Source organism: Candidatus Stygibacter australis, assembly GCA_030765845.1.
GTDB lineage: Bacteria > Cloacimonadota > Cloacimonadia > Cloacimonadales > TCS61 > Stygibacter > Stygibacter australis.
Genome location: JAVCDJ010000157.1, coordinates 1 through 21,135 on the forward strand (window position 1 = coordinate 1; position 21,135 = coordinate 21,135).

The following is a 21,135-nucleotide window of genomic DNA, read 5'->3' on the forward strand; positions in this document are numbered from 1 at the left end:
GTATTTATAACATCAAAGGGCAATTAGTGAAGAACCTGGTAAATGAAACCTATCGTCCTGGTGAATATCAGGTTATCTGGAATGGGCATGATCAAAATGGTCAAAAAGCAAGTAGTGGAGTTTATTTTTATCAGATGCATTGTGGCAGTGATACTATAAATGGTAAAATGTTGATGTTGAAATAGAAAGACGGGACTCGGAACTCGAGACTCGGGAAAATGCCTGGCGTCCTTTTGGGGACGCCAGGATACTGAAAAGGAGTAGCAGAATGAAAAGCTATATCATTGTTTTTATCTTATTATTGTATTCCTGTGTGATATGCTGTGATTTGCTGGAAGTGGATATAGAAGGTAATTATGACTATACATCAATTCAGTCAGCAATTGAAGAGGCTGAGGATGGAGATGAAATATTAGTTTATCCCGGAACATATTATGAGAATGTGGATTTTACAGGTAAACAAATAGAGATTTACAGCCTTTTTGCTACTACTGGAGAGAGGCATTACATTAGAGAAACTATCATAAATGGGAATCAGACAGGCAGTTGTATTAAGGCAATCAGTGCTGAAGCGGAAGGAACATCTGTCATAGGGTTTACATTAATAAATGGCAGAGGAACTTATTATAATACAACTCCAAGAAGATGTGGTGGTGGTATATATGTATATACCTCAAATCTAAGTATATTATCATGTGTTATTTCAGAAAATATTGCTGAATTCGGGGGTGGTATTAGTGTTGGTCTGGATAGTAATGTACTTTTATCAGATACTTCAATAAATAACAATATTGCTTATGATTCTGGAGGAGGATTAAATTTTGTAAATGGTTCATCTGGTTTAGTTTTTGATGAAGAAGAGAGGTGTAGCATATATAATAACTATAGTGCCCATGGTGCTGATATTTTTAGCCAATTCGACGGAGGTACTCAAACTATATATCTTGATACATTAACAGTAACTGATTTTGACGCTTATTATGTCTCGCAATTAGTAGATTTTGTACCATGGTATAGTATGATTGGATTGTCGATAGAATATGAAAACGTCTGGATGGAGCAGGCAGATAGTGATCTATATGTAACTCCAGAAGGAGATGATACAAATAATGGTTTAAGCTGGGATGATCCATTAGAGAGTTTAACCTGGGCTATGCAGAAGATTGCTATCAACCCAGACAACCCGCATACAATACATTTAGACGAAGGCACGTATTCGGCAACTAATACAGGTGAAATAATGCCCATCCAGGTAAAAGATTGTATTTTCATAGAGGGAGTGAATCAGGAAAACACGATCATCGACGGAGAAAATCAGAGTTCCTTCCTGTTTTTAAACTGGGGAAATAATGTATTTGGATTAAAGAATATTAAATTTATTAATTCAAATGGAGAGACTAGTTCAATACACCGAAAGGCAATACAGACATATGGATCTTTTAGAGTAACATATATAATAGAAAATGTGTCCTTTAATAATAATGATCCTTATTCAGTTATTTTAGATCTGAAAACGGACAAGGAACTATACATAAATAATATAACCTTTCAGGATAATGGGATATATCATAATCCCTATTCTTTTGGTTTTAAGGTTCAAAATGATGATGAAGTAAAAACATCATATTTGAATAATATAAGAGTAGTAGATAATAATTCGGGAAATTCATCTATTAAAGGAGAAATTCCTAATCCTCCAATTTATTTTATCAGCAATTTCGTTAGCAATGGAAATAGTATCATTCATGGAGCAACGGGCTTTGATAATTGTTATTCTCTATTAGGCATCGGAACTTGTCAAAAGTGCTATCTGATCAATAGCACTTTGGCTAATAACACAGCAGAGATTCCTTCAACCAGTGCGGCAATTCAAGTAGGATATTATAGCAATTTAGAAGTTATCAATAGTATCATCTACAATAATGGAACAGAATATTCCATTAACAGTATTAATGATTTTGCTGGATATGAAGTGAATGTGCATCATTCGCTGATCGAAAATGGTGATGATGGGATAAATTCGGTATTACCATTTATTTATGACTATGAAACTAACCTTGATTGTGATCCCATGTTCACAGGGGATGAAGATCAGCCTTTGGCTTTGCATGAATATTCACCCTGCATTGATGCCGGGACAACTCAGATGCCGGAGGGCTTTATCCTGCCGGAAACTGATGCAGCAGGTAATCCGCGGATCATGGGTAATGGAATAGATATGGGCGCTTATGAATATAGTCCCTGGAATAATCCGGTTCAGCAAGAAGAGATTGAATATTCTGCTTTGAATTATTATCCTAATCCAGTGAGAATAAGTGACGGTAGGGGAGCAATGATCATCAATTATGCAGGTTTGGAGCAGGTAGAAGATTATCAGATAGGGATATATAACATCAAAGGACAAAAAGTGTGGGAATCAGAATTAAAAAGAGGTTACAGCGGCATCAGATGGGATTGCTGTAATACAGGAGGTGATAAAGTGGCAGCAGGTGTATATTTCCTGCGGCTTTCAAAAGATGGAGAATTTCTGGAGCAGGGGAAATTGACAGTGATTAAATAGAAAGAGGTTAGGACACAGATTTAGCGGATTTGACGGATTTATACGGATAAAAAGAGACGATTAATTATTTCAGAAATTGGTATCTTAATCTAAGTCAGGACTTCTGAACCGTAATCGGGATAGGAGTTCTGGACGGGTAGTGATAGTAACTGATCGCCAGAAGTCTTGTCCGGAGTACCGTTCATCCTGATGAATCGGGACTGCTTGGCTGGGGTTGGAACCATTCCAAACGCAGAAATAGGTTGACATAAAATTTCATATAAGTTATATTCTATATAAGAAAAAATATATCGGGGGAAGTTTATGAAGAAGTTAATATTTATATTACTACTTATCACAGTAACACATTTGATTGCGGTTCCAGTGGCAGAGAATGCAGCAGTGGAATGTGCGCAGAACTGGTATCTGGAAAGAACCGGTAACAATGAAGGAGTTTCGGAAATCATAGAGATCAGAGAGCAGGGAGTGATCGTGCTTTATGCCATCAACCTGGAAAGCGGATTTGTTCTGCTGGCAGCCGATGATCTGGCAATACCGGTTTTTGGTTACAGCAATGAAGGTCTTTATGATGCGAATAATCTGCCACCACAGATGGAAGATATGCTTAACTGGCAGAAGCTGGAGGTTTTTGATGGGATCAGCAGGAATGAAACACCATCTGAGGAGATAGTATTTGCCTGGGAACATTTGAGAGCGGAAGAATTCATGCCTGAGCGTGATTTAAGGGATGTTACCCCACTTTTGAGTACTACCTGGAATCAGGGTGCATATTATAATGAATTGTGCCCGGAAGATAATGATGGACCTAATGGTAACGTGTGGGCAGGTTGTGTGGCAACTGCCATGGCACAGGTAATGAAATACTGGAACTATCCTGAAATGGGAACAGGATCGCACAGTTATTATCATTATCTTTATGGTACACAATCAGCAAATTTTGGAACAACCACCTATAATTGGGCAAGTATGCCTAATTCAGTGAATAATTATAATACTTCAGTAGCTACTCTGTTCTATCATCTGGGAGTTTCAGTGGATATGGATTATGGTATAGATGGTTCTGGTGCCTATAGTGATGATGCAATTGATGCCTTAACGGGTTATTTCCAGTATGATTCCGGGGCTCAATTGCTTTGGAAAAGTGATTATCCTGTTACTACCTGGAATACGATGCTGCGAACGGAGCTTGATAATGGCAGACCTTTATATTATCGGGGACAAAATCCCAGCAGTGGACACGCATTTAATATTGATGGCTATCAGGGTACCGACTATTTTCATTTGAATTGGGGCTGGAGCGGAAGTTATAATGGCTACTTTTATCTGGATGATATGACACCCGGTAGTCATAATTATAATGATCAACAGGCAGCTATTTTTAATCTTGAGCCGATTTTGGATCCTGAAATAACGGTGACATCTCCTAATGGTGGAGAAAGTTATTATCGGGGTGATACTATTGATCTAACCTGGACATCGCAGGATATCAGTGATAATGTTGAAATTATTCTTTATGATGGTACTAATATTGATATGGTGATCAGTAGCATGACTCTTGATGATGGTAACTATAACTGGACAATACCAGTCGATCAATCAATCGGCAGTAATTATCGGATCAAAGTGAGGGATCATGTTGATCAAACTGTATATGATTATAGTGATTCATATTTCAGCATCAATATGCCCATAGCTGAGGAACTGGAGGATGTAGTTATCACAGTAAGTGGGGCAGATGTAAATGAGGGAGATGATTTTGCGATCAATGTATCCACTTCAGAACTTGATGAGACCTGGAGCTTGATCTCTTATCAATTTACGTTTTATTATGATGCTGCTCTGATGAGCTATGAAGACTATACAGCAGGAGATTTCATGGGAAATATTTTAGCCTATGAAAGTACACCGGGAGAAATTACAGTTGCCTATGCTAATGCCATGCCCATCAGTGGGGCAGGAAATCTGGTAATCCTTAATTTTAATGCCGTGGCAGAAGGGACATCCAGCCTGGATATTAGTAATTTCAGATATAATACTTATGATATCATCAATATTATCCCTGGAGAAGTGAATATAACAGTATATAGCCCTTTCCAGGAAGTAGTGATCACTGCCGGATCAGGTAACGTAACTGTAGGAAATACTTTAGAGATCCCTGTCAGCACAACTATGATGACAAGTGATATGGGAGCTATTTCCTTCCAGTTTGACATTGATTTTGATCCCGCATTATTATCATTTACTTCATTTTCATTAGGTGATGTACCATCTCCAGGAAACTTCATTGCTAATGAAGCATCTCCTGGCGTGATATCAGTTGCCTATGCAAATGTAATGCCAATTACGGGCGAAGGTGTTCTTTGTAATCTTGTATTTACAGGTGAAGCAGAAGGAACTTCTGCTCTTGATCTTAATGAATTCAAGTATAATTCCACTTATCTATCTAATTTAGTAGATGGTAGTGTGAACGTCGTGGAATATAATCCTTATGAAGATGTAGTAATCACTGCCGGAACAGCTAATGCAGCAATCGGCAATTCTGTCGAGATCCCTGTGAGTACTACAGAATTAATTAGTGATATGGGAGCTATCTCATTCCAGTTCAATCTGGCTTTTGATAATAGTTTACTTACTTTTGACAGTTTTTCATTAGGTGAAGTTCCTAATCCAGGTAACCTGATCGCTAATGAATCTTCTCCTGGTGTGATCTCAGTTGCTTATGCAAATGTGATGCCAATTACAGGTGAAGGTAATCTCTGTTACCTTACATTTACTGCTGATGCAGCAGGAACCAGTGACCTGGTACTTGACCAGTTCAAATATAATTCTACTTATCTGAGCAATCTGGTTGATGGAAGTATCATGATCTCTGCAGTTCAATATCCGGATTGGTCGATCAATCCTCCAGACTATGAATATAGTGGTTCAATTTGGGGTATTGTACTCCTGGATGATGTGGAAGTTGATATAACCAGTGGAATGCTGGGCTGCTTTGTGGGTGATGAATGCCGTGGTATGGCCAGTTTTGAAAATGGCTCAATCATTGACTACACCGATCCTTTTGGTCATATAATTTTCCTGCCAGAGGTTTATAGTAATGTAACCGAAGGCGAAACTCTTGATTTCTTATACTTTGATGCTATCACACAAGAAGTATATCCAATAGCAGAATCTCTTGATTTTGAAGCAAACTCGACAACTGGCGATGGCTTTAATCCTTTTGAATTTCATGCTTCCACCATTTCGACAGTAGATATCAGTAAGAATATGGTTCCCGGCTGGAACTGGTTCTCATTGAATGTAACCGGTGAAGATATGACAGCAAATGGAGTTCTCATATCAATTGGTGAAAACGCTTCTAATATTAAGAGTCAGACCCAGAGTGCCATTTATTATCCTGGCATGGGTTGGTATGGTTCATTGACAGCAATGAATAATCTTACTTTCTACAAGCTGGAAGTTGAAACTGCTGCTACTTTTGAATATACCGGTGTGCCGGTAGATCTGGCTGCTACAACTTATGATCTGACTGCTGGCTGGAACTGGATCTCTTATGCACCACAGGAACCAGAAGATATTAATTATGCTTTGGCAACAGTGGAAAATGGAACCAATATTAAAAGTCAGACTCAGAGTGCCATTTATTATACTGGTATGGGTTGGTATGGTTCACTAACCGTCTTGAATCCCGTTGGTGGATACATGCTGCAAATGACTGCTCCAGAACAATTAAACTATCCTGCTCCAGAGGCTATAAGAAATAATGAAATTGGGGTAATTATTGAAGATGTGTTAACTCAACGTGATCCTCAGTGGTATTTTGATTATCATCAATTTGAATATAGTGGATTTATCTGGGGTCAGGTTTTAGTTGATGATGTTTTATGCGATGATGTGAATGATATGATAGGGGCATTTGTTGGAGAAGAATGCAGGGGTATTGCCCAGCAGAGTGATAACAGCGTGCAGAATTATACTATACCTTTTGGATACGTAGCCTTTATGCCGATGGTATATAGCGATAATACAGCCGGAGATGAGCTAACATTCAAGTATTATGATGCCAGCGAAGATATGGAGTGGGATGTGGAAAACACCGTGGAATTTGCTGCTAATATGGTGGTTGGAAACGGAAATGAACCTTACGTGTTCACCGTAAATACAAATTCCAATGGGGAAGATGAGATCACGCCAACTCAGATAACCAGTTGCTATCCTAATCCCTTTAACCCGGAAGTTACTATTTCCTTCTATCTGCAGCAGAATGACAGTGCTGATCTGAGTATTTATAACCTGAGGGGACAGAAAGTGGCAACCCTATACAGCGGTGTACTGTCTGACGGTGATCATGCATATATCTGGGATGGGAAAAATGATAAAGGTATCGAGCAGGCTAATGGAGTATATTTCTACCGGCTGCAAACTGGTGGAGAATATCATTCCGGCAAGATGCTGATGCTGAAATAAACTGAAGTAAATAAATTAGAGATAAAAAGGGCAGGCTGAGAGTCTGTCCTTTTTTGTATTGTAAAATAAACCAGACATTTCCATATTCATTGGTAATGAACTTAATCTAATTCATTGATATTATAGTAATTCAATAAGGTTTTGTATCTTATTCCACCCATTCTCATTAACACCCGATTTTAATCGGGTGGACAAAGTTAGTAACCTAGTTAGTGGCTTCAGCCACTTATATTTATTGCAATAATAAGAAATTATGCTATAAATACAATTAAAATATATAGAAGTCACTAAAGTGACTAAATGTATGTACTATGTAACCACCAACTGAAGTTGGTGGTTAATGAGAATGACCGGATATTTAGTACAAATGATATCTTGTTTATAAATAATTCAGACGGAAGTCCTTTTTGGCATGATAAAATAAACTACTTGACAAGTATTATATACACTGGCAACTATTGAAACGAATAGAATAGCATTGATAATAACTATTTATCAGGAGGAGTGATGAAACGAATATTGTTTGCTTTGTTTTTGTTATTTTCGATATTGTACCTTTATAGCCAGACCTTTGAGCCGGTAGCTGTTATTTCATGTGAGGAAAATGAACGGATTATCTATGATAGTGAAAACGGGGCAGGTTTTTATGAGAATAATGTATACCTGGTATGCAGCAGAGTAACAATTAATGGATGGTGGGAAATAACTCTGGAATTATATCATTCCAGTGACGGGGGAATGAGCTATACCCAACAGATTATAGAAGAACATTTTGCTCAAGAGAAACACTTGAATCTGCTAAAAGATCTGGAATTTGCACCAGCAATATATATAGATGAAGAGAGAATGATCAATATCATCTATCTTGATGTGGAAACCACTAAGATAAATCTTGCTAGAAGCACTAATGAAGGAAGTACATTTACTATTACAGAGCTGGATGGTGTTACGGCAAAAAGTCAGTTATTGCCGATAATCACTGATACTGGAATATATCTGGCAGGCTCCTCTTTAGGATACGAAAGCCTGCCTCTGAGCAGTATTATGTATGTGTCTTTGTATGAAGATTCTGAGAATGATGAATATACTATAAATGATCATGTAAAATTCTGGGGTCTTGATGTACTTACTGGAATGGTTTTTACAAACAGCGATATTTGGATTCAACAGTGTGGAGGTGGTAATAACGGTGGTTTTCCTACTTTTCTGGGTGAGGTTTATTGCGCTGAGCGTATTATGGATTATAATTGTGGTTGTCCAGGTGTAAATAGTTTGCCTATGGATGACATTTTTTATGGAGGATATGAGGAGAATTGCGGGACAATCTCTTTTTCACCAATAGCCAGTGAGATCAGGGAGAATGGCATAACTATTGAGGAAAGCAGTGAGCATGACATCCTGCTGGTTCAGATGGAGGGAGAAATAGGAATGCTGCGATATGCTGACTGGGTAACTGAGCGAGACACTTTTACGGTTTATAACAGTTTTCCAGATGAAGAGCATCTGCAATTTCCAGTGGGGGATTCTATCTGGACTAACTATATAGATATGAAAGAATTAGTCTGGTCAGAAGATACTGAGTTCCTGATTTTTGATGGTCATTCCTTTATGGTGGAATGTGACCTTTGGATAGAAGGCGTGGTGGGGCATGATGTAACCTTTGGTTGTGCTGATACTGTGTATATTGCGGGAGATATCCTTTATGAAGATGTGATAGCCGGAGAATCTCCCGATGAGAGTGAATATGTGTTTGGATTAGTATCTGAGGAGCGGATATATATCAAGTATAAATGGCGTGACTGGGATGGTAATATTCATGATGACAATTGTGATGATATATATTTATATGGCAGTTATGCAGCAATTGGTGATGGCGACAGAGACCTTTACGGAAACTTGAATACTCATTATGAAGGCTGCTTTACCTATGAATATCAGCACCCGCATGGCTCAACTCCTGGTTTTGAATTGGAAGTAATGCCTGGTGAGTATTGGGAAGTAGAATATCCCGATCTCCATAAATTTATTTCTCCTCCTTCCCCTTACTGGTCAGGTGATCCTGATTTTTTTATGCACAGTAATGCTCCGATACCTACAAATTTATTTAATACTTGTGGTTATCCTTTTGAAGATCCAAGTTATGCTGAACCCAATGTAGCACCATATGGAACAGACCTGCCCTGGTATAATCCAGTCTGGCCAGAGTCTGCAAACCTGGGTATGGGGGAAAGAGGAACAATCAATATATTTGGCGGAGTGCATCAGTATCGGCGTGGTTATATCCATCGTTCAGGAACTGATTGCAATAACCATCCCAGTGAGACAGAATGGGACATTGAGCACTGGCAATATGGTGGCACCCACGGGTCAACAGGCTATCATAAGAATTATAATGAAGATATAAGACTTAATGAAGAATATTATCCGATAGATTATCCGCAATTAGAGTTCAATTCAATGGGATATTACCCGATGCTTACGCACAATAATATCAAGCTATATTCCATTGATCTGGAAGCAGGAAATGCAGAAGAGATCATGGCATTTACAGAAGGAGAGAGTGATATACGTGTGCTGGACTGGTGCCGGCAGGGAACAGGCTTTTCACTATTGTGCAGAGGAGATGAATGCTTTATTATGGATTATGATGAAGGAAATTATGATCTAATTGCAGTTTCTGACAGTTTAAATCTTCTGGACCAGATAGAAAGTGTGAATGGCCAGTGGATGGTAAAGGGTAACAATCAATTATGGTTAGTTGACTCTGAGGGAGAAATGGAGGAAATTGATAGTCCAAACAATTCTTATTTGCAGGATTTCACCAGTTCATCGCTGAATCTAAGGCATTGCGTATGTCCAGTTATCCGGGCATATTTGATCTATGCTGAGAACGAGCCAGGTGAACTTGAATACATAAATGCTTATGAATTGGAAAACTTTGATGATTATGAATTTATCTCCAGAACATTTTTGGAATGCAGTTATCAAGATGAAAATGTGCTGGTGCAGATTTTAGAGGAATATCCAGCAGAAGAAGGTATGCCGGATTTCTATAAATCTATCTATTTTGCCTATAGTGATCTACCTTTAGCTGTATTGGATTTACCTTCTTCAGAAGTTAGTATTACACCCGGTTTAGAAGTTTATCCAAACCCTTTCAATCCAGTTACTAATATCAATTTTGCAGTATCAGAACCCGGACTAGTAGATATTTGCATATATAATCTGAAAGGTCAGAAAGTAGAAAATCTGTTGGCAGAAAATTATGAACAGGGGAATTACAATATCACCTGGGATGCCGGCAATTGCAGCAGTGGAATATATTTTGTGAAATATAAACATAATAATAAGCTGAAATATATCAAGAAGATCACTTTACTAAAATAGTATCCAGAGCAGAGGATTTGATAAAGGCAGGCTTTCACCTGAGATTATGTAGTTTCCACCAGATGAGACCTTCCGAATAGCCGTTAGACCTTCGGAATGGTTGATCGTTACAAGCAAGACATGTAAAAGGGCAATTGGCTTATAGTTAAGGTTTATGCTCTTCTATCCTTTGATCAACCATTTCGAAGGTTTTCAACCATTGGCAAGGATTTGGCTGGTGGAAACTATTCATTTTTCTTGACTTGCATATTAAATTATAAAATTTCAACAGAAAGGGAGATAAATATGGAAAGTATAGAATTATTAAAAAGATTAACTCTGGCAGCAGGGATATCAGGGCATGAATCAGAGATTACTGGAATAATGAAAGAACAATTATCGAATTGGGAATATGAAGAAGACAGAATGGGTAATATAACCTTCATCAAAAAAGGTAGCGAGCAGGGCAAGAAGTTGCTTTTTATCGCTCATCAGGATGAAATAGGCTTTATTGTAGCAGATATTCTGCCTTCAGGGATGCTTAAAATCCAGAATATCGGGGGATGGAATCCTAATACTTTGCTTTCGTCACCTGTAGATGTGATCAATGATAATGAAGAGAAAATACCAGGGATAATAGGTTCAATTCCCAAACATTTTGGTGTGGGAGATTCTCAACCCCAAATTCCTGAGATGTTTGTTGATATTGGAGCTATTGATCAGAATGATGTGATTGAAAATTTTGGGATCTCGCTTGGTAATGCAATTACGCCAGTTTGCCGTTTTTATTATAATGAGCAGAACAGGAGAATGTTTTCCAAAGCTTTTGATGATAGAGTGGGAATTGCTGCACTTATTGATCTGGGAAAGGAGCTGGCTGGAGAAGATACAATAAATACGATCTACCTCTGTGGCAGTGTTCAGGAAGAAGTAGGAACCAGAGGAGCTCAGGCGGTAGCTGGTTATACAGATGCGGATTATTGTTTTGTGCTGGAAGGGGCACCGGCAGATGATATTCCCGGGATTCCCGGTAATCCTCAGACTTGTGTGGGGAGGGGAGTTCACTTGAGGATTTTTGATCCCACCTTGATCATACCGGCATCGATCAGAAATAAAATAATCCAGATAGCCCGGAAATATGAGATACCTGTTCAGCCGACAGTTCGACGAGGTGGAGGAACAGACGGCAGGCAGATACATACAGCAAACAGGGGTATTCCCACAATTGTACTGGGAGTACCAGTACGTTTTGCCCATAGTCATAATTGTCATATATCTTTAGATGATTATCAGAACCTGGTATCTTTATGTCTGGAAATAGTAAGAGAATTCAAGGATTAGCTATGAAAAAGAATTTGCGAAAAACAATTTTATCAAAGCGTAAAGAAATGTTTGCTGAAAAATATCAGCAAAAAAGTGAAATAATCTGTCAGAAGCTATTAAATTTTCCACAAATTCAGGATGCTGAAACTATTCATGTTTATTATCCGATAAATCAGGAAGTGGATATTCGTCCCTTGATAGAAGAATTATGGGAAGCGGGGAAGAAGGTGGTAATGCCACGTGCTGATTTTAAGACAAAAGAGATGGAAAATTATTATGTGATCAGCTTTGGGCAATTGGAAGAAACCAGGTTTGGTCTGCATGAACCGAGAGTTATGAGCCCCCTTCATCTGGGTTCTCCAGATGTTATTTTAATTCCAGGAATAGCTTTTTCTCTGAAGCATTATCGTCTGGGCTATGGGGGGGGATTTTATGATCGTTTTTTAGGGAAAATTGACTCATTTAAGATTGGGGTTGCATTTGAAATGCAGATAGCTGCTAATCTGCCAGTAGAGGATCATGACCAGCAACTTGATCTGATAGTTACAGAAACCAGAGAAATATAAAAAAAATGACATCTGATTTTTCAGATGCCATTTTTTACTCACTGTATTGAGAAAAGAGCCCGGGATACCAGAATGGAGTTAGATATCCCGGTGTTTCGGGGGATTTATCTCGATAGTTTAACGCTACAATCTAATTTCTTCAAACTCAGATTACCCTGGTGGTTTTTGATATTTCCCAGATTAACGCCTTGAGGTAATTTAATTTTCAGATCAATGATAGTGCAATTATCTGGATTACAGCAGCAGGTACTAATAGTTAGATTACCATCATTATTTATCAGCACTTCTCTGTCATTCAGATCAGCTTCTGAAAGAGTGGATACTTTCATTATTTCAATTTCAGCATAGTTTTTGTCCCAGGTAATGATCTTTACATCAGCATTTATATTATCAAGATTCAGGGATGAACCCGGAGCAATATTGAACTGATGCGAGGAATTTTTGCGATAATAGTTTTGACCATAATTTTGATTTACTGAATTTTCTGTATTATAAATACTCTTTTGATAACTAAGATTACGGGAGGCAGAATTGATTGCCGGTAATATGTTTGCCTGAAGTCCTGCAACTCCGATAGTCATTATAATCAATGCAATAATCAATCTCTTTTTCATTTTTACCTCCTGAAAATCACAATCTCTGGCTTATATTAATTGCATAAACAGAGCCAAACATATAAGTAAAGCAGAAACTGCTGTCCCTAAAGGTTTTAGGTGTCCAAGAGAGAGGAATTACTGATAGAGAAAGTTTATCTTTTTGATAAAAATTCAAATCTATTCTTATTTATTTGATAATATAGATTAGATTATTTCCAGTTCAGAAAGAATGCCGGACAAAAATTCTATTGTGGGATGTATCAGTTTATCTGGAAAATCAAAATGGGCTGAACCCTGGGGGGGATGATTAACTCCCGCACCAATCCCGAACATGGCAATTGAAGAAATCTGGGCAAAGTGACCGAAGTCATCTGACCAGGGGAAAATTGTATCCCGGATAATTAATTCCTTATCTTGTTTCAGACAGGTCTTTTTTATAATATCCAGAGCATCTTTGGCGGATTCAAGTCCTGGAAAGCTATCTGAGAAATCGTGGAGATATTCCAGGTTATGTTCCTGAGAAATTTTATTTATATATTCCAGGGCGGAGGTTTTAATTTCTTCCAAACCTTTATCATTTTCGCTGCTGAGTCTGATTCTGATCTCAGCCTGCTCAGGAGCTTTACTAAAATTTTGTTTTCCCATTTGAATATAGATAATATTTGCCTTTGACTGGGTATCCATATCGTTGCAAATTCGGGGAATATTAGTAATGATCTCACCACAGGCAAGGGAGAAGTTAGAATTTTCACCGGCATTTAGGATTTGAGTATCATGTCTGAGCTTCAGGAGTAAGCCTGTGGAAGCAGAGCAAAACCCATCTTGAGAAATGATGATATTGTTTTCTGGAAATCCTGGAAGGTTTTTTAAGGCAAAGCTGAAATCTGGTTTACTATCCTGAAATCTTTTATCATTGAGTATTTTTAATGCTCCTTTGCCGTTTTCAGAGGAGGGTTGAAATACCAGAATGATTTTTCCTTTGCGAATCTCAGTGCTGTAAAGTCTGGCAGCCAATCCAGACAGAATTGCACAGTGACCGTCAGCACCATTTAAGTGGGCAACTTTTCGTTCTCGTGATATCCAGGGGATATCACTGACTTCTTTGCTCAATATGGCATCCATTTCAGAGCGGAAAAGCACTGTAGGGCCCTCTTCCTTTCCTTCAAATTCAAAAACCAGACCAGTCCGTGATAAACCCTGGATCGTTTTGGAAGGATTGAAATTCCTGATAAAACGCTGGATCCTTTTATTTGTAGAATTTTCCTTACCAGATAGTTCAGGGTGTTTATGCAGCAGGTGTCGTAGTTCGATAATTTCCTTTTTTAGTATGGAACTTTGATCCATTATTCTCTGCTGCGCTTTTGAAGTTGCCTCCAGAAAGTCCTTTCTGTATTCAGTTAATTTATCATCGAAGAAATTTATCAGTTTAAAATCTTCAAGGGTGTGAGGGGGATTTTTTACCAGATGGATTAATTGATAACTGCGAAATACCCTGTAGGCAGGAGCGTCCCAGCCTTGAGCAATTTTATCGCGTACATGGTAATATTCTTCCAGATATATCTTTTGATACGGAGTAAGATGAGCTGAGTTTCTCACTCTAAGGTGTGGGCTCTCAACTTCCTGGAATCTGCTTTGCTCAACCTTGTGAGAAGCATCCAGGGCTTCTTCCAGCAGGTCACCTGCCTGCAACCGAGGCATCAGGATATCTCGGGCTTCCAGTAAATAGCGGACATCAAGACTGGCATACTTGATCTGATCAGATGTAAGTGGTCTTCTGAACCAGTCGGATGTTTGCAGATCTTTCTCCAGATCAATGTCAAAAAGTTCCTTAATAAAATGCTTTAATGAGCGTTTACCCATTCCAAGCAGATTGCCACACAGTTGTAAGTCCATCAGTCCAGTTAATTCAATACTGGCAAGATCAGCCAGAAGACTGGCATCAAAGCTGGCAGAATACATAACTTTAACTATTTCGGGATTTTCCATGATTGGTTTTAGAATGCTTATATCTACACTTGTGGTGTCAACCAGCCAGCAGCATTCACCCTCCCAGAACTGGGCAAGGCAAAGTTTTCTACCATAGCGATGCAGATTAACGTCTGCTTCCAGATCAAGTGCAAACTCAGATAATTGTGTTAATTTATCAGCTAATTGTTTCAGCTGCTCAACAGTTTCTACATATATTATCGGATAATCCATTATACAAACCGTAATCCTTTAGTTGAAAAGGCATTCAAATCCAGACCTGAAAATTCCTGCCTTTGGTATTTATCAATTGCTGCAGCACCTATCATGGCTGCATTATCCATACAATAGCCAATTGAAGGGAAAAAAACTTCGATATTATATCTGCCGGCCCGTGAGGTTAATTTTTGGCGGAGATAGCTATTTGCAGCAACTCCTCCAGCAGCTACTATTCGGCCGATATTATTCTGTACAGCATAATTAAGCGCTTTTTTTACCATGATGTCGATAATTGCAGCTTGAATTGATGCTGCAATATCTTCCTGGTGGGTCTTAATTTCCTCTGTAGATTTATTATGAAGGTAATTGCGGATAGAAGTTTTGAGTCCACTATAACTGAAATCAAAATCATCCTTTCGATCCAGACCGAGAGGAAATTTATAATATTTTTTATTACCGTTTCTGGCTAATTTATCAATTAAAGGTCCCCCTGGATAACCAAGTCCCATGAGCTTTGCAGCTTTATCAAAGGCTTCTCCCGCAGCATCATCACGTGTTTTACCAATCAATTTATATTCCTGTTTTGCGAAAAAGTGTACAAGCTCAGTATGACCGCCAGAGGCAACTAATGCCAGATAAGGAGGTTCTAGATCAGGATAATCCAGCTTGATCGCATAGAGATGACCAACCATATGATTTACTGCAATCAATGGCTTTTGAGCTGCATAAGCAAGACTTTTGGCAAAGGAAACTCCCACCAGCAACGAGCCAATAAGACCCGGATTAATTGATACTGCAATGGCATCAATATCGCTGAGTTTCTGATCTGATTTTTCCAGAGCAAGGCGTGTGAGCCACATGATATTTTTTAAATGCAGCCGACTGGCTAATTCTGGGACTACTCCCCCAAATTCTTCATGAATAAGCTGACTACTGATGCAATTGCTGTATACTTTATATGAATTATCTATAACCGCAGTGGAAGTATCATCACAGGAAGTTTCAAAACTCAGAATTTTAAAGGGCTTATTGATCCCTGTCATTCAGATGTCCTGATTATCCTGATTTTTTCAGGTGTGTATTCCAGAAGCTTCACATCAATAGGCAGAGTAAACTTCACTGAGCCATAAACGCTGTCTATCATAGCAGGAACAATCAAATCTACATGGATATCATCTTTTGTTACTTTACTAATTAAAGAATCCTTTCCCTCAATTTTCGCTGTCACTTTCTGGGGAGAGAAGGTGATCTTTTCTTCTCCCTGATATGTAATAGGAATTAAGGGAATAGTTTTGATCATGTTAACATTGCTGTTAAATCTGACCACTATTTCCCTGATATTTAACACAATCAATTGTGAAGGACTTACCAGAGCAACCCGTAGGCTGTTATTATCCAGATCCCGTTTGCTTACAGGTTCCGTTTTTATTCCTTCCAGTTTATCAAGCAGTTTTTCTGGTCCTTTCACTTCCACAGTACTGCTTCTCACATCAAATTGCTGCTTCTGGAAAAATTGCTCATCGCTACTGGATGAAAAGGTTAGGATTACTGGCTTTTGACGACTGATTATCCTATCCATTTCTACCATTTTCACTTTCTGTTTGAATCCAACTATAAATTCTAGCTGTTTTTCAGTACAATTTATATTTTCCAGATTCAAATGGATGGAATTCATTCCATACTTCAATTTACTGCCATCTTGATGATAGTATATATTTTGATGTCGGAATAAAAGAATATTCACCCCATTGGTTTTCAGGATTATATCAATTTCTGGATCAATGAAATCATTTGGAGCCAAATCAGCAGGTTGGGGATCAAATATTAAAGGTATTGAGACAGATTCTTCCTGTTCTGAAAGCAGTACACTCTGCAACCATAGAAAAACTGCCATACAGACCGCTAACAACCAAATCCAGATATATTTTTTCATAATATAAAAAAACGACTTCTCTCAAGAAAAGTCGTTGCCTTGCATATTTTTTTTATTAACGTCTGATAATCCTGAACAGCTTTTCTCCCATATACGAAACTTTTTCATTTTCGTCATTTTTCCAGTCTTCTATGGTCTGCTGTGTCAGTAACACAAATTCCTGAGATTGCTCGTTACGATTACGTTGAACAATGATATTAGCCAGTTTTTTCATAGATACCCAGATAGTTTTTACTCGAGTATCATCAGCCTCTACGAGCCATTCACGAATGTAGGGAAAGACGATGATCGGGTTGCTTCGCGCTACTTGAGTTAAGATATGAGTGATTTTCTTCTGAACTTCTATTTTATCATCATCGATAGCATTACTGATAAATTCCATAATAAAATTGGGATCGCTGTTGCTGATATTTTCCATCCCGTGAAAGGACAGGGCTCGTTTATTTTCATCTTCAGATTTTATCCATTGCGTCATCCGCTCTTTCATCAGATCAGGATATTTGCGCCACATCTCATTTACTATGCTCTCTGCTTCCCAGGGAGTTGATTTATAGCAGGAATCAAGAATATTTAATATCTCTTCTGGTTCGTCCTGACATAAATGGAAATAATAAAATACGGCTGTGGCTCTTATACCATAGAACTTGTGATCAAGCATCTTTTTCATAAGGGGTTCCATCTTATCTGCATCTACATTCTTTGCTAAATAAGTACCCAGATGCTCTCTGATAAAATAATTTGGAGTATTTGCCACTTTGTAGATTTCTTTCTCTACTTTTACCGTTTTACCTTCTGCAAGGAGTGCAAATAATTTATTTACTAATTCCTTAAGATTTTTTGTGTCTTCATTATCTAATCGCCCAATTTTATTGAACATAAAACCTACTCTCTTTTTATATGTTTTGGTTACCCTTTCGGGGCAAAAGGAATGAATTCTGATCTTCCCTTGTCTAACACTTGCCAATATAAAACAATTTAATCAGACTACCCTGAAAAGTCAAATTATTTATTAATTTTTTGCTATTTCTTTGACATATCCAGATTTGACATCTCTTTTTGCAGAGCGCTACTGATGGCTGATTTATCATCCCGTTCCCATCTGTCATCTATTTTCGCACTCACCGGTGAATTATTTTTAATATAATTCACGATGTTATCACGTAAAGTAGATTCCAAATAGGTTATTTGACTATCAGGAAGTTTGGTCAGCATCGCCAGACCAGCATTTCCCTGTAATAGAAAATCAGTAGTTGCCACCTTATAAATTTTATCTGCCTGCCAGGTTTCTCCCTGGATTTCCAAACTGGTTACTCTATTAAAATCTGGTCTCTTTCGACTATATACTATTTTTCCACCTGAGGTACGTAAGCCATGTCTGGAGCCGGAAACTCGCAATTCAATGATATCTTTTAGTAATTTTCCGTCTATTTCCAAAATGACCATTGCATTATCAAATGGCATCACATTAAATACATCACGATAAGTGATAGGCCCTTTGCTGATTGCTCCTCTGATACCACCAAGATTCAAGAAAGAAAAATCTGCATCACCCGCCCAAACCATAGCATCACAAACCAGATTTCCTATCAGGCTTTGGGCATCACCATCTTTGGTGAGATGAATAGTTGCCGTGCCAATAACTTCATCCATACCGACTTCAGCAAGCTGCTGCTGCTCTGCAATTATTTCAGCTATCTCATGCTCTGGAATAAATTCATCTTCAAACATGGTAACCATCATTCCTTCACGCATTGCCGGTAATTCATAACCTGACACAGTTTCTGTTTCAGGATCTATTTTTAAAGTGATATGTCCGATACCACTGCCATAAGCATATCCCTGAACAACAAGAGTGTGCGTTAATGGATCTTCCCAGGGTTCAGCAATACCTTTATGGATGTGTCCACCCACAAGCAGATCAATGCCTTCCACTTCATGAGCTATTTCCTGGGCATCATAACCCCAGCGCCGTTCTTCCTGCTCCTCATTATCTTCACCATAACGATGCTGATATGCCGGCTCTGGACTATAAGGCAATCCCATGTGACCTACCAGGATCACCAGGTCTGCTTTCTCTTCCTCGCGGACTATCTTGATGTATTTTTCCACTTCAGGTTTTGCGGGACGAAATTCCACATTCTTGATATTTTCAGGGAAACTCATCATTTTTGTATCAGTAGTAGTTACGCCAATTACAGCAATCCGAAGACCCATCTTATCAAACATCTTATAAGGCCGGGCATAATCTACTAATTCACCTGTAGCTCTATCAAAAATATTACAGGAGAGGATTGGGAACTTTGCCAGTGCCAGAGTTTTCTTCAGCTCTTCTTCGCCAATATCATACTCATGATTACCAATCACCAGCAGGTCATATCCAACTTTGTTCATGTATTCTACAACGGCTTTACCTTTAGTAACGGTACCAATAGGATGACCTTGGAAAAAATCTCCTGCATCAAATAAAAAATTATCACGCTCTTTACCAGATTTATCACGGATCATATTCACATAGGTAGCGTGTGAACCCCCTCCTCCCAGTCTTGGAGGAAAATCAGGATTCATGAAGGTTGCTTCATAGGGATCTATGCCCCCGTGAATATCGTTTGTCCACAGGATATCAAGCCTAAGGTCTTCCGCAATAAGCAGAGCTGAACCCATGCAAAGAAATATCAGTATAATTCCCAAAACTAATTTTTGCATTATTTTACCTGCCAATGCCAGGTGAAGCTTGCCTGAAGAGTTATCAGGCTCTCATCTACCTGATCAGGGTTATTCCAGTCACGATCAGAAGGGACCTGTTCATTCCAAAGACCGTCCCGATCATAGTAACTGTCCATAAAGAGATCTAACTGATCATATTTTCTCAGGGAATATTCCAATCCCAGATCCACATCTATAACATCCATCAGTTTAAAGCCAGTTCCAGCTGTAAATGATGGCATGGTCACCTTACGAGCAAATTCATTATCACCATCATCAAAAATATAATAATTGGTTTTGTAGTTAAAACCAAATCGCATCGGTAATTTCTGGTTTATTTGGTGTTCAATCCCCATATAATAATTTGTCACGTCAGAAAATCTCCCGTCAATATCGCTGTAATTCACAAATTCCAGATCAAAATTCATAAAGGTTTTCCAGGTATTGCGGGGATGATATCTAAAACCGATCCGGTAACTGCCAGGTATAACGTAGCTGGCAAGGTCATCTTCCAGAATATCCTGCCAGTAAAGGCTATCAAGCTCTCCACCAGCTGAAGTAGTATCCCAGAATATCTCTTCAGAATCAATACCGTCCCAACTGCCACTCACTTTACGATCCAGTTCAGTTTTCATCTGCATGGCAAAGCCAAGATCAAGGCGCTCATTCAAATGATAAGCTAACCCTAACCCGAGTCTCCAGGCATCGTCGAATTCACCGTTGATCTCAATATCACGATCCGGCAGGTCATCACTCAGTTCTTTTGCGGCATCCGTCCAGATTATCTTTTCTGTATAGTTCCAGTCACCTGTCAATTGCTGCATCTGAATTCCTGTAGATATCCAATTTTTCCAACTAATACCTGCTGACAGATTTATACCACTTAAGTCACCTTCAGTTTCCAGAAAGTTACGTGCGATAATAGGTGGATAACCGTCAGGAGAATTATCACCGGAATTTCCCGAATCAGTATTACCATCATTACGTACCTGTTCTTCATAATTACTATTAAAATCTATTACAGGATTATGGCCCAGATTAATTCCTATACCAAGATCATTCAGCAGCATTTTATAACCGATACTGCCGGTAAAATCACTGTAACCATTACTATTACTAACATAATTGGCATCATCAATATAACCATCAAAGAAATTATACATGGGAATACTTCTATCTTCGCTATTGATAACTGTGCCAGGATTGAATTGAAAAGTAAATCCTTCTGCTAAAAGTCCTGTCAAGCCAGGATTTAATGCTAAACTGCCAGGATCTCCTGTATTATACATTCCGGCACTTCCCATTGAAAGGAGCCGGGCATCCCCTCGATAAACCTGATTACCACTATACATATCAAGTATCGAATAGGCACTCAGACTAAAAACCGCTATTAATAGCGTGGTAACTAACAATAATTGCTTCATCTATTTCCTCCGG

Annotated in this window: 13 protein-coding genes; 6 read left to right on the forward strand and 7 right to left on the reverse strand. The window is 38.5% G+C overall.

The features are described from left to right. From RAO94_07775 to RAO94_07800, 6 genes are all read left to right on the forward strand, one after another. Positions 1–185, forward strand: a 185-nt coding sequence (locus RAO94_07775) for a FlgD immunoglobulin-like domain containing protein (protein ID MDP8322233.1), incomplete at its 5' end; no start/stop codon positions are given. An 83-nt stretch (positions 186–268) separates the two neighbouring features. Further along, a complete protein-coding gene (locus RAO94_07780; protein MDP8322234.1) occupies positions 269–2,560 on the forward strand; it encodes a choice-of-anchor Q domain-containing protein in 2,292 nt (763 codons plus the stop codon). A gap of 303 nt (positions 2,561–2,863) precedes the next feature. Beyond that, complete coding sequence (locus RAO94_07785) at positions 2,864–7,027, forward strand: C10 family peptidase (protein ID MDP8322235.1); 4,164 nt, start codon at positions 2,864–2,866, stop codon at positions 7,025–7,027. A 507-nt stretch (positions 7,028–7,534) separates the two neighbouring features. Then, positions 7,535–10,414, forward strand: a complete 2,880-nt coding sequence (locus RAO94_07790; GenBank protein ID MDP8322236.1) for a T9SS type A sorting domain-containing protein — start codon at positions 7,535–7,537, stop codon at positions 10,412–10,414. Positions 10,415–10,699: 285 nt separating this feature from the next. Then, positions 10,700–11,734 carry a M42 family metallopeptidase gene (locus tag RAO94_07795; protein MDP8322237.1) on the forward strand — a complete coding sequence of 345 codons (1,035 nt, stop codon included), beginning with the start codon at positions 10,700–10,702 and terminating at the stop codon, positions 11,732–11,734. Between the two features lie 2 nt (positions 11,735–11,736). After that, positions 11,737–12,282 carry a 5-formyltetrahydrofolate cyclo-ligase gene (locus RAO94_07800; GenBank protein ID MDP8322238.1) on the forward strand — a complete coding sequence of 182 codons (546 nt, stop codon included), beginning with the start codon at positions 11,737–11,739 and terminating at the stop codon, positions 12,280–12,282. A gap of 104 nt (positions 12,283–12,386) precedes the next feature. Here RAO94_07800 and RAO94_07805 read toward each other — a convergent pair whose 3' ends face one another. The 7 genes from RAO94_07805 to RAO94_07835 all read right to left on the reverse strand — a co-directional run bounded on the left by RAO94_07805 (position 12,387) and on the right by RAO94_07835 (position 21,122). Beyond that, positions 12,387–12,896: a hypothetical protein gene (locus RAO94_07805; GenBank protein ID MDP8322239.1), complete on the reverse strand. Its 510-nt coding sequence runs from the start codon at positions 12,894–12,896 to the stop codon at positions 12,387–12,389. A 186-nt stretch (positions 12,897–13,082) separates the two neighbouring features. Then, positions 13,083–15,077 (reverse strand): M20/M25/M40 family metallo-hydrolase, encoded by a 1,995-nt coding sequence (locus RAO94_07810; GenBank protein ID MDP8322240.1) that lies wholly within the window; start codon positions 15,075–15,077, stop codon positions 13,083–13,085. Next, complete coding sequence (gene tsaD / locus RAO94_07815; GenBank protein MDP8322241.1) at positions 15,077–16,105, reverse strand: tRNA (adenosine(37)-N6)-threonylcarbamoyltransferase complex transferase subunit TsaD; 1,029 nt, start codon at positions 16,103–16,105, stop codon at positions 15,077–15,079. Before tsaD ends, RAO94_07810 begins: the two co-directional genes overlap by 1 nt. Continuing rightward, entirely contained in the window at positions 16,102–16,956 is an 855-nt protein-coding gene (locus RAO94_07820) for a hypothetical protein (protein ID MDP8322242.1), read from the reverse strand. The genes tsaD and RAO94_07820 overlap by 4 nt, the downstream gene beginning before the upstream one ends. Positions 16,957–17,050: 94 nt before the next feature. Further along, positions 17,051–17,872 (reverse strand): DNA alkylation repair protein, encoded by an 822-nt coding sequence (locus RAO94_07825; protein MDP8322243.1) that lies wholly within the window; start codon positions 17,870–17,872, stop codon positions 17,051–17,053. A 143-nt stretch (positions 17,873–18,015) separates the two neighbouring features. Further along, positions 18,016–19,698: a bifunctional UDP-sugar hydrolase/5'-nucleotidase gene (locus RAO94_07830; protein ID MDP8322244.1), complete on the reverse strand. Its 1,683-nt coding sequence runs from the start codon at positions 19,696–19,698 to the stop codon at positions 18,016–18,018. Continuing rightward, on the reverse strand, positions 19,698–21,122 hold the full coding sequence (locus RAO94_07835; protein MDP8322245.1) for a hypothetical protein: 1,425 nt from the start codon (positions 21,120–21,122) through the stop codon (positions 19,698–19,700). The genes RAO94_07830 and RAO94_07835 overlap by 1 nt, the downstream gene beginning before the upstream one ends. Between the last annotated feature and the right edge of the window lie 13 nt (positions 21,123–21,135).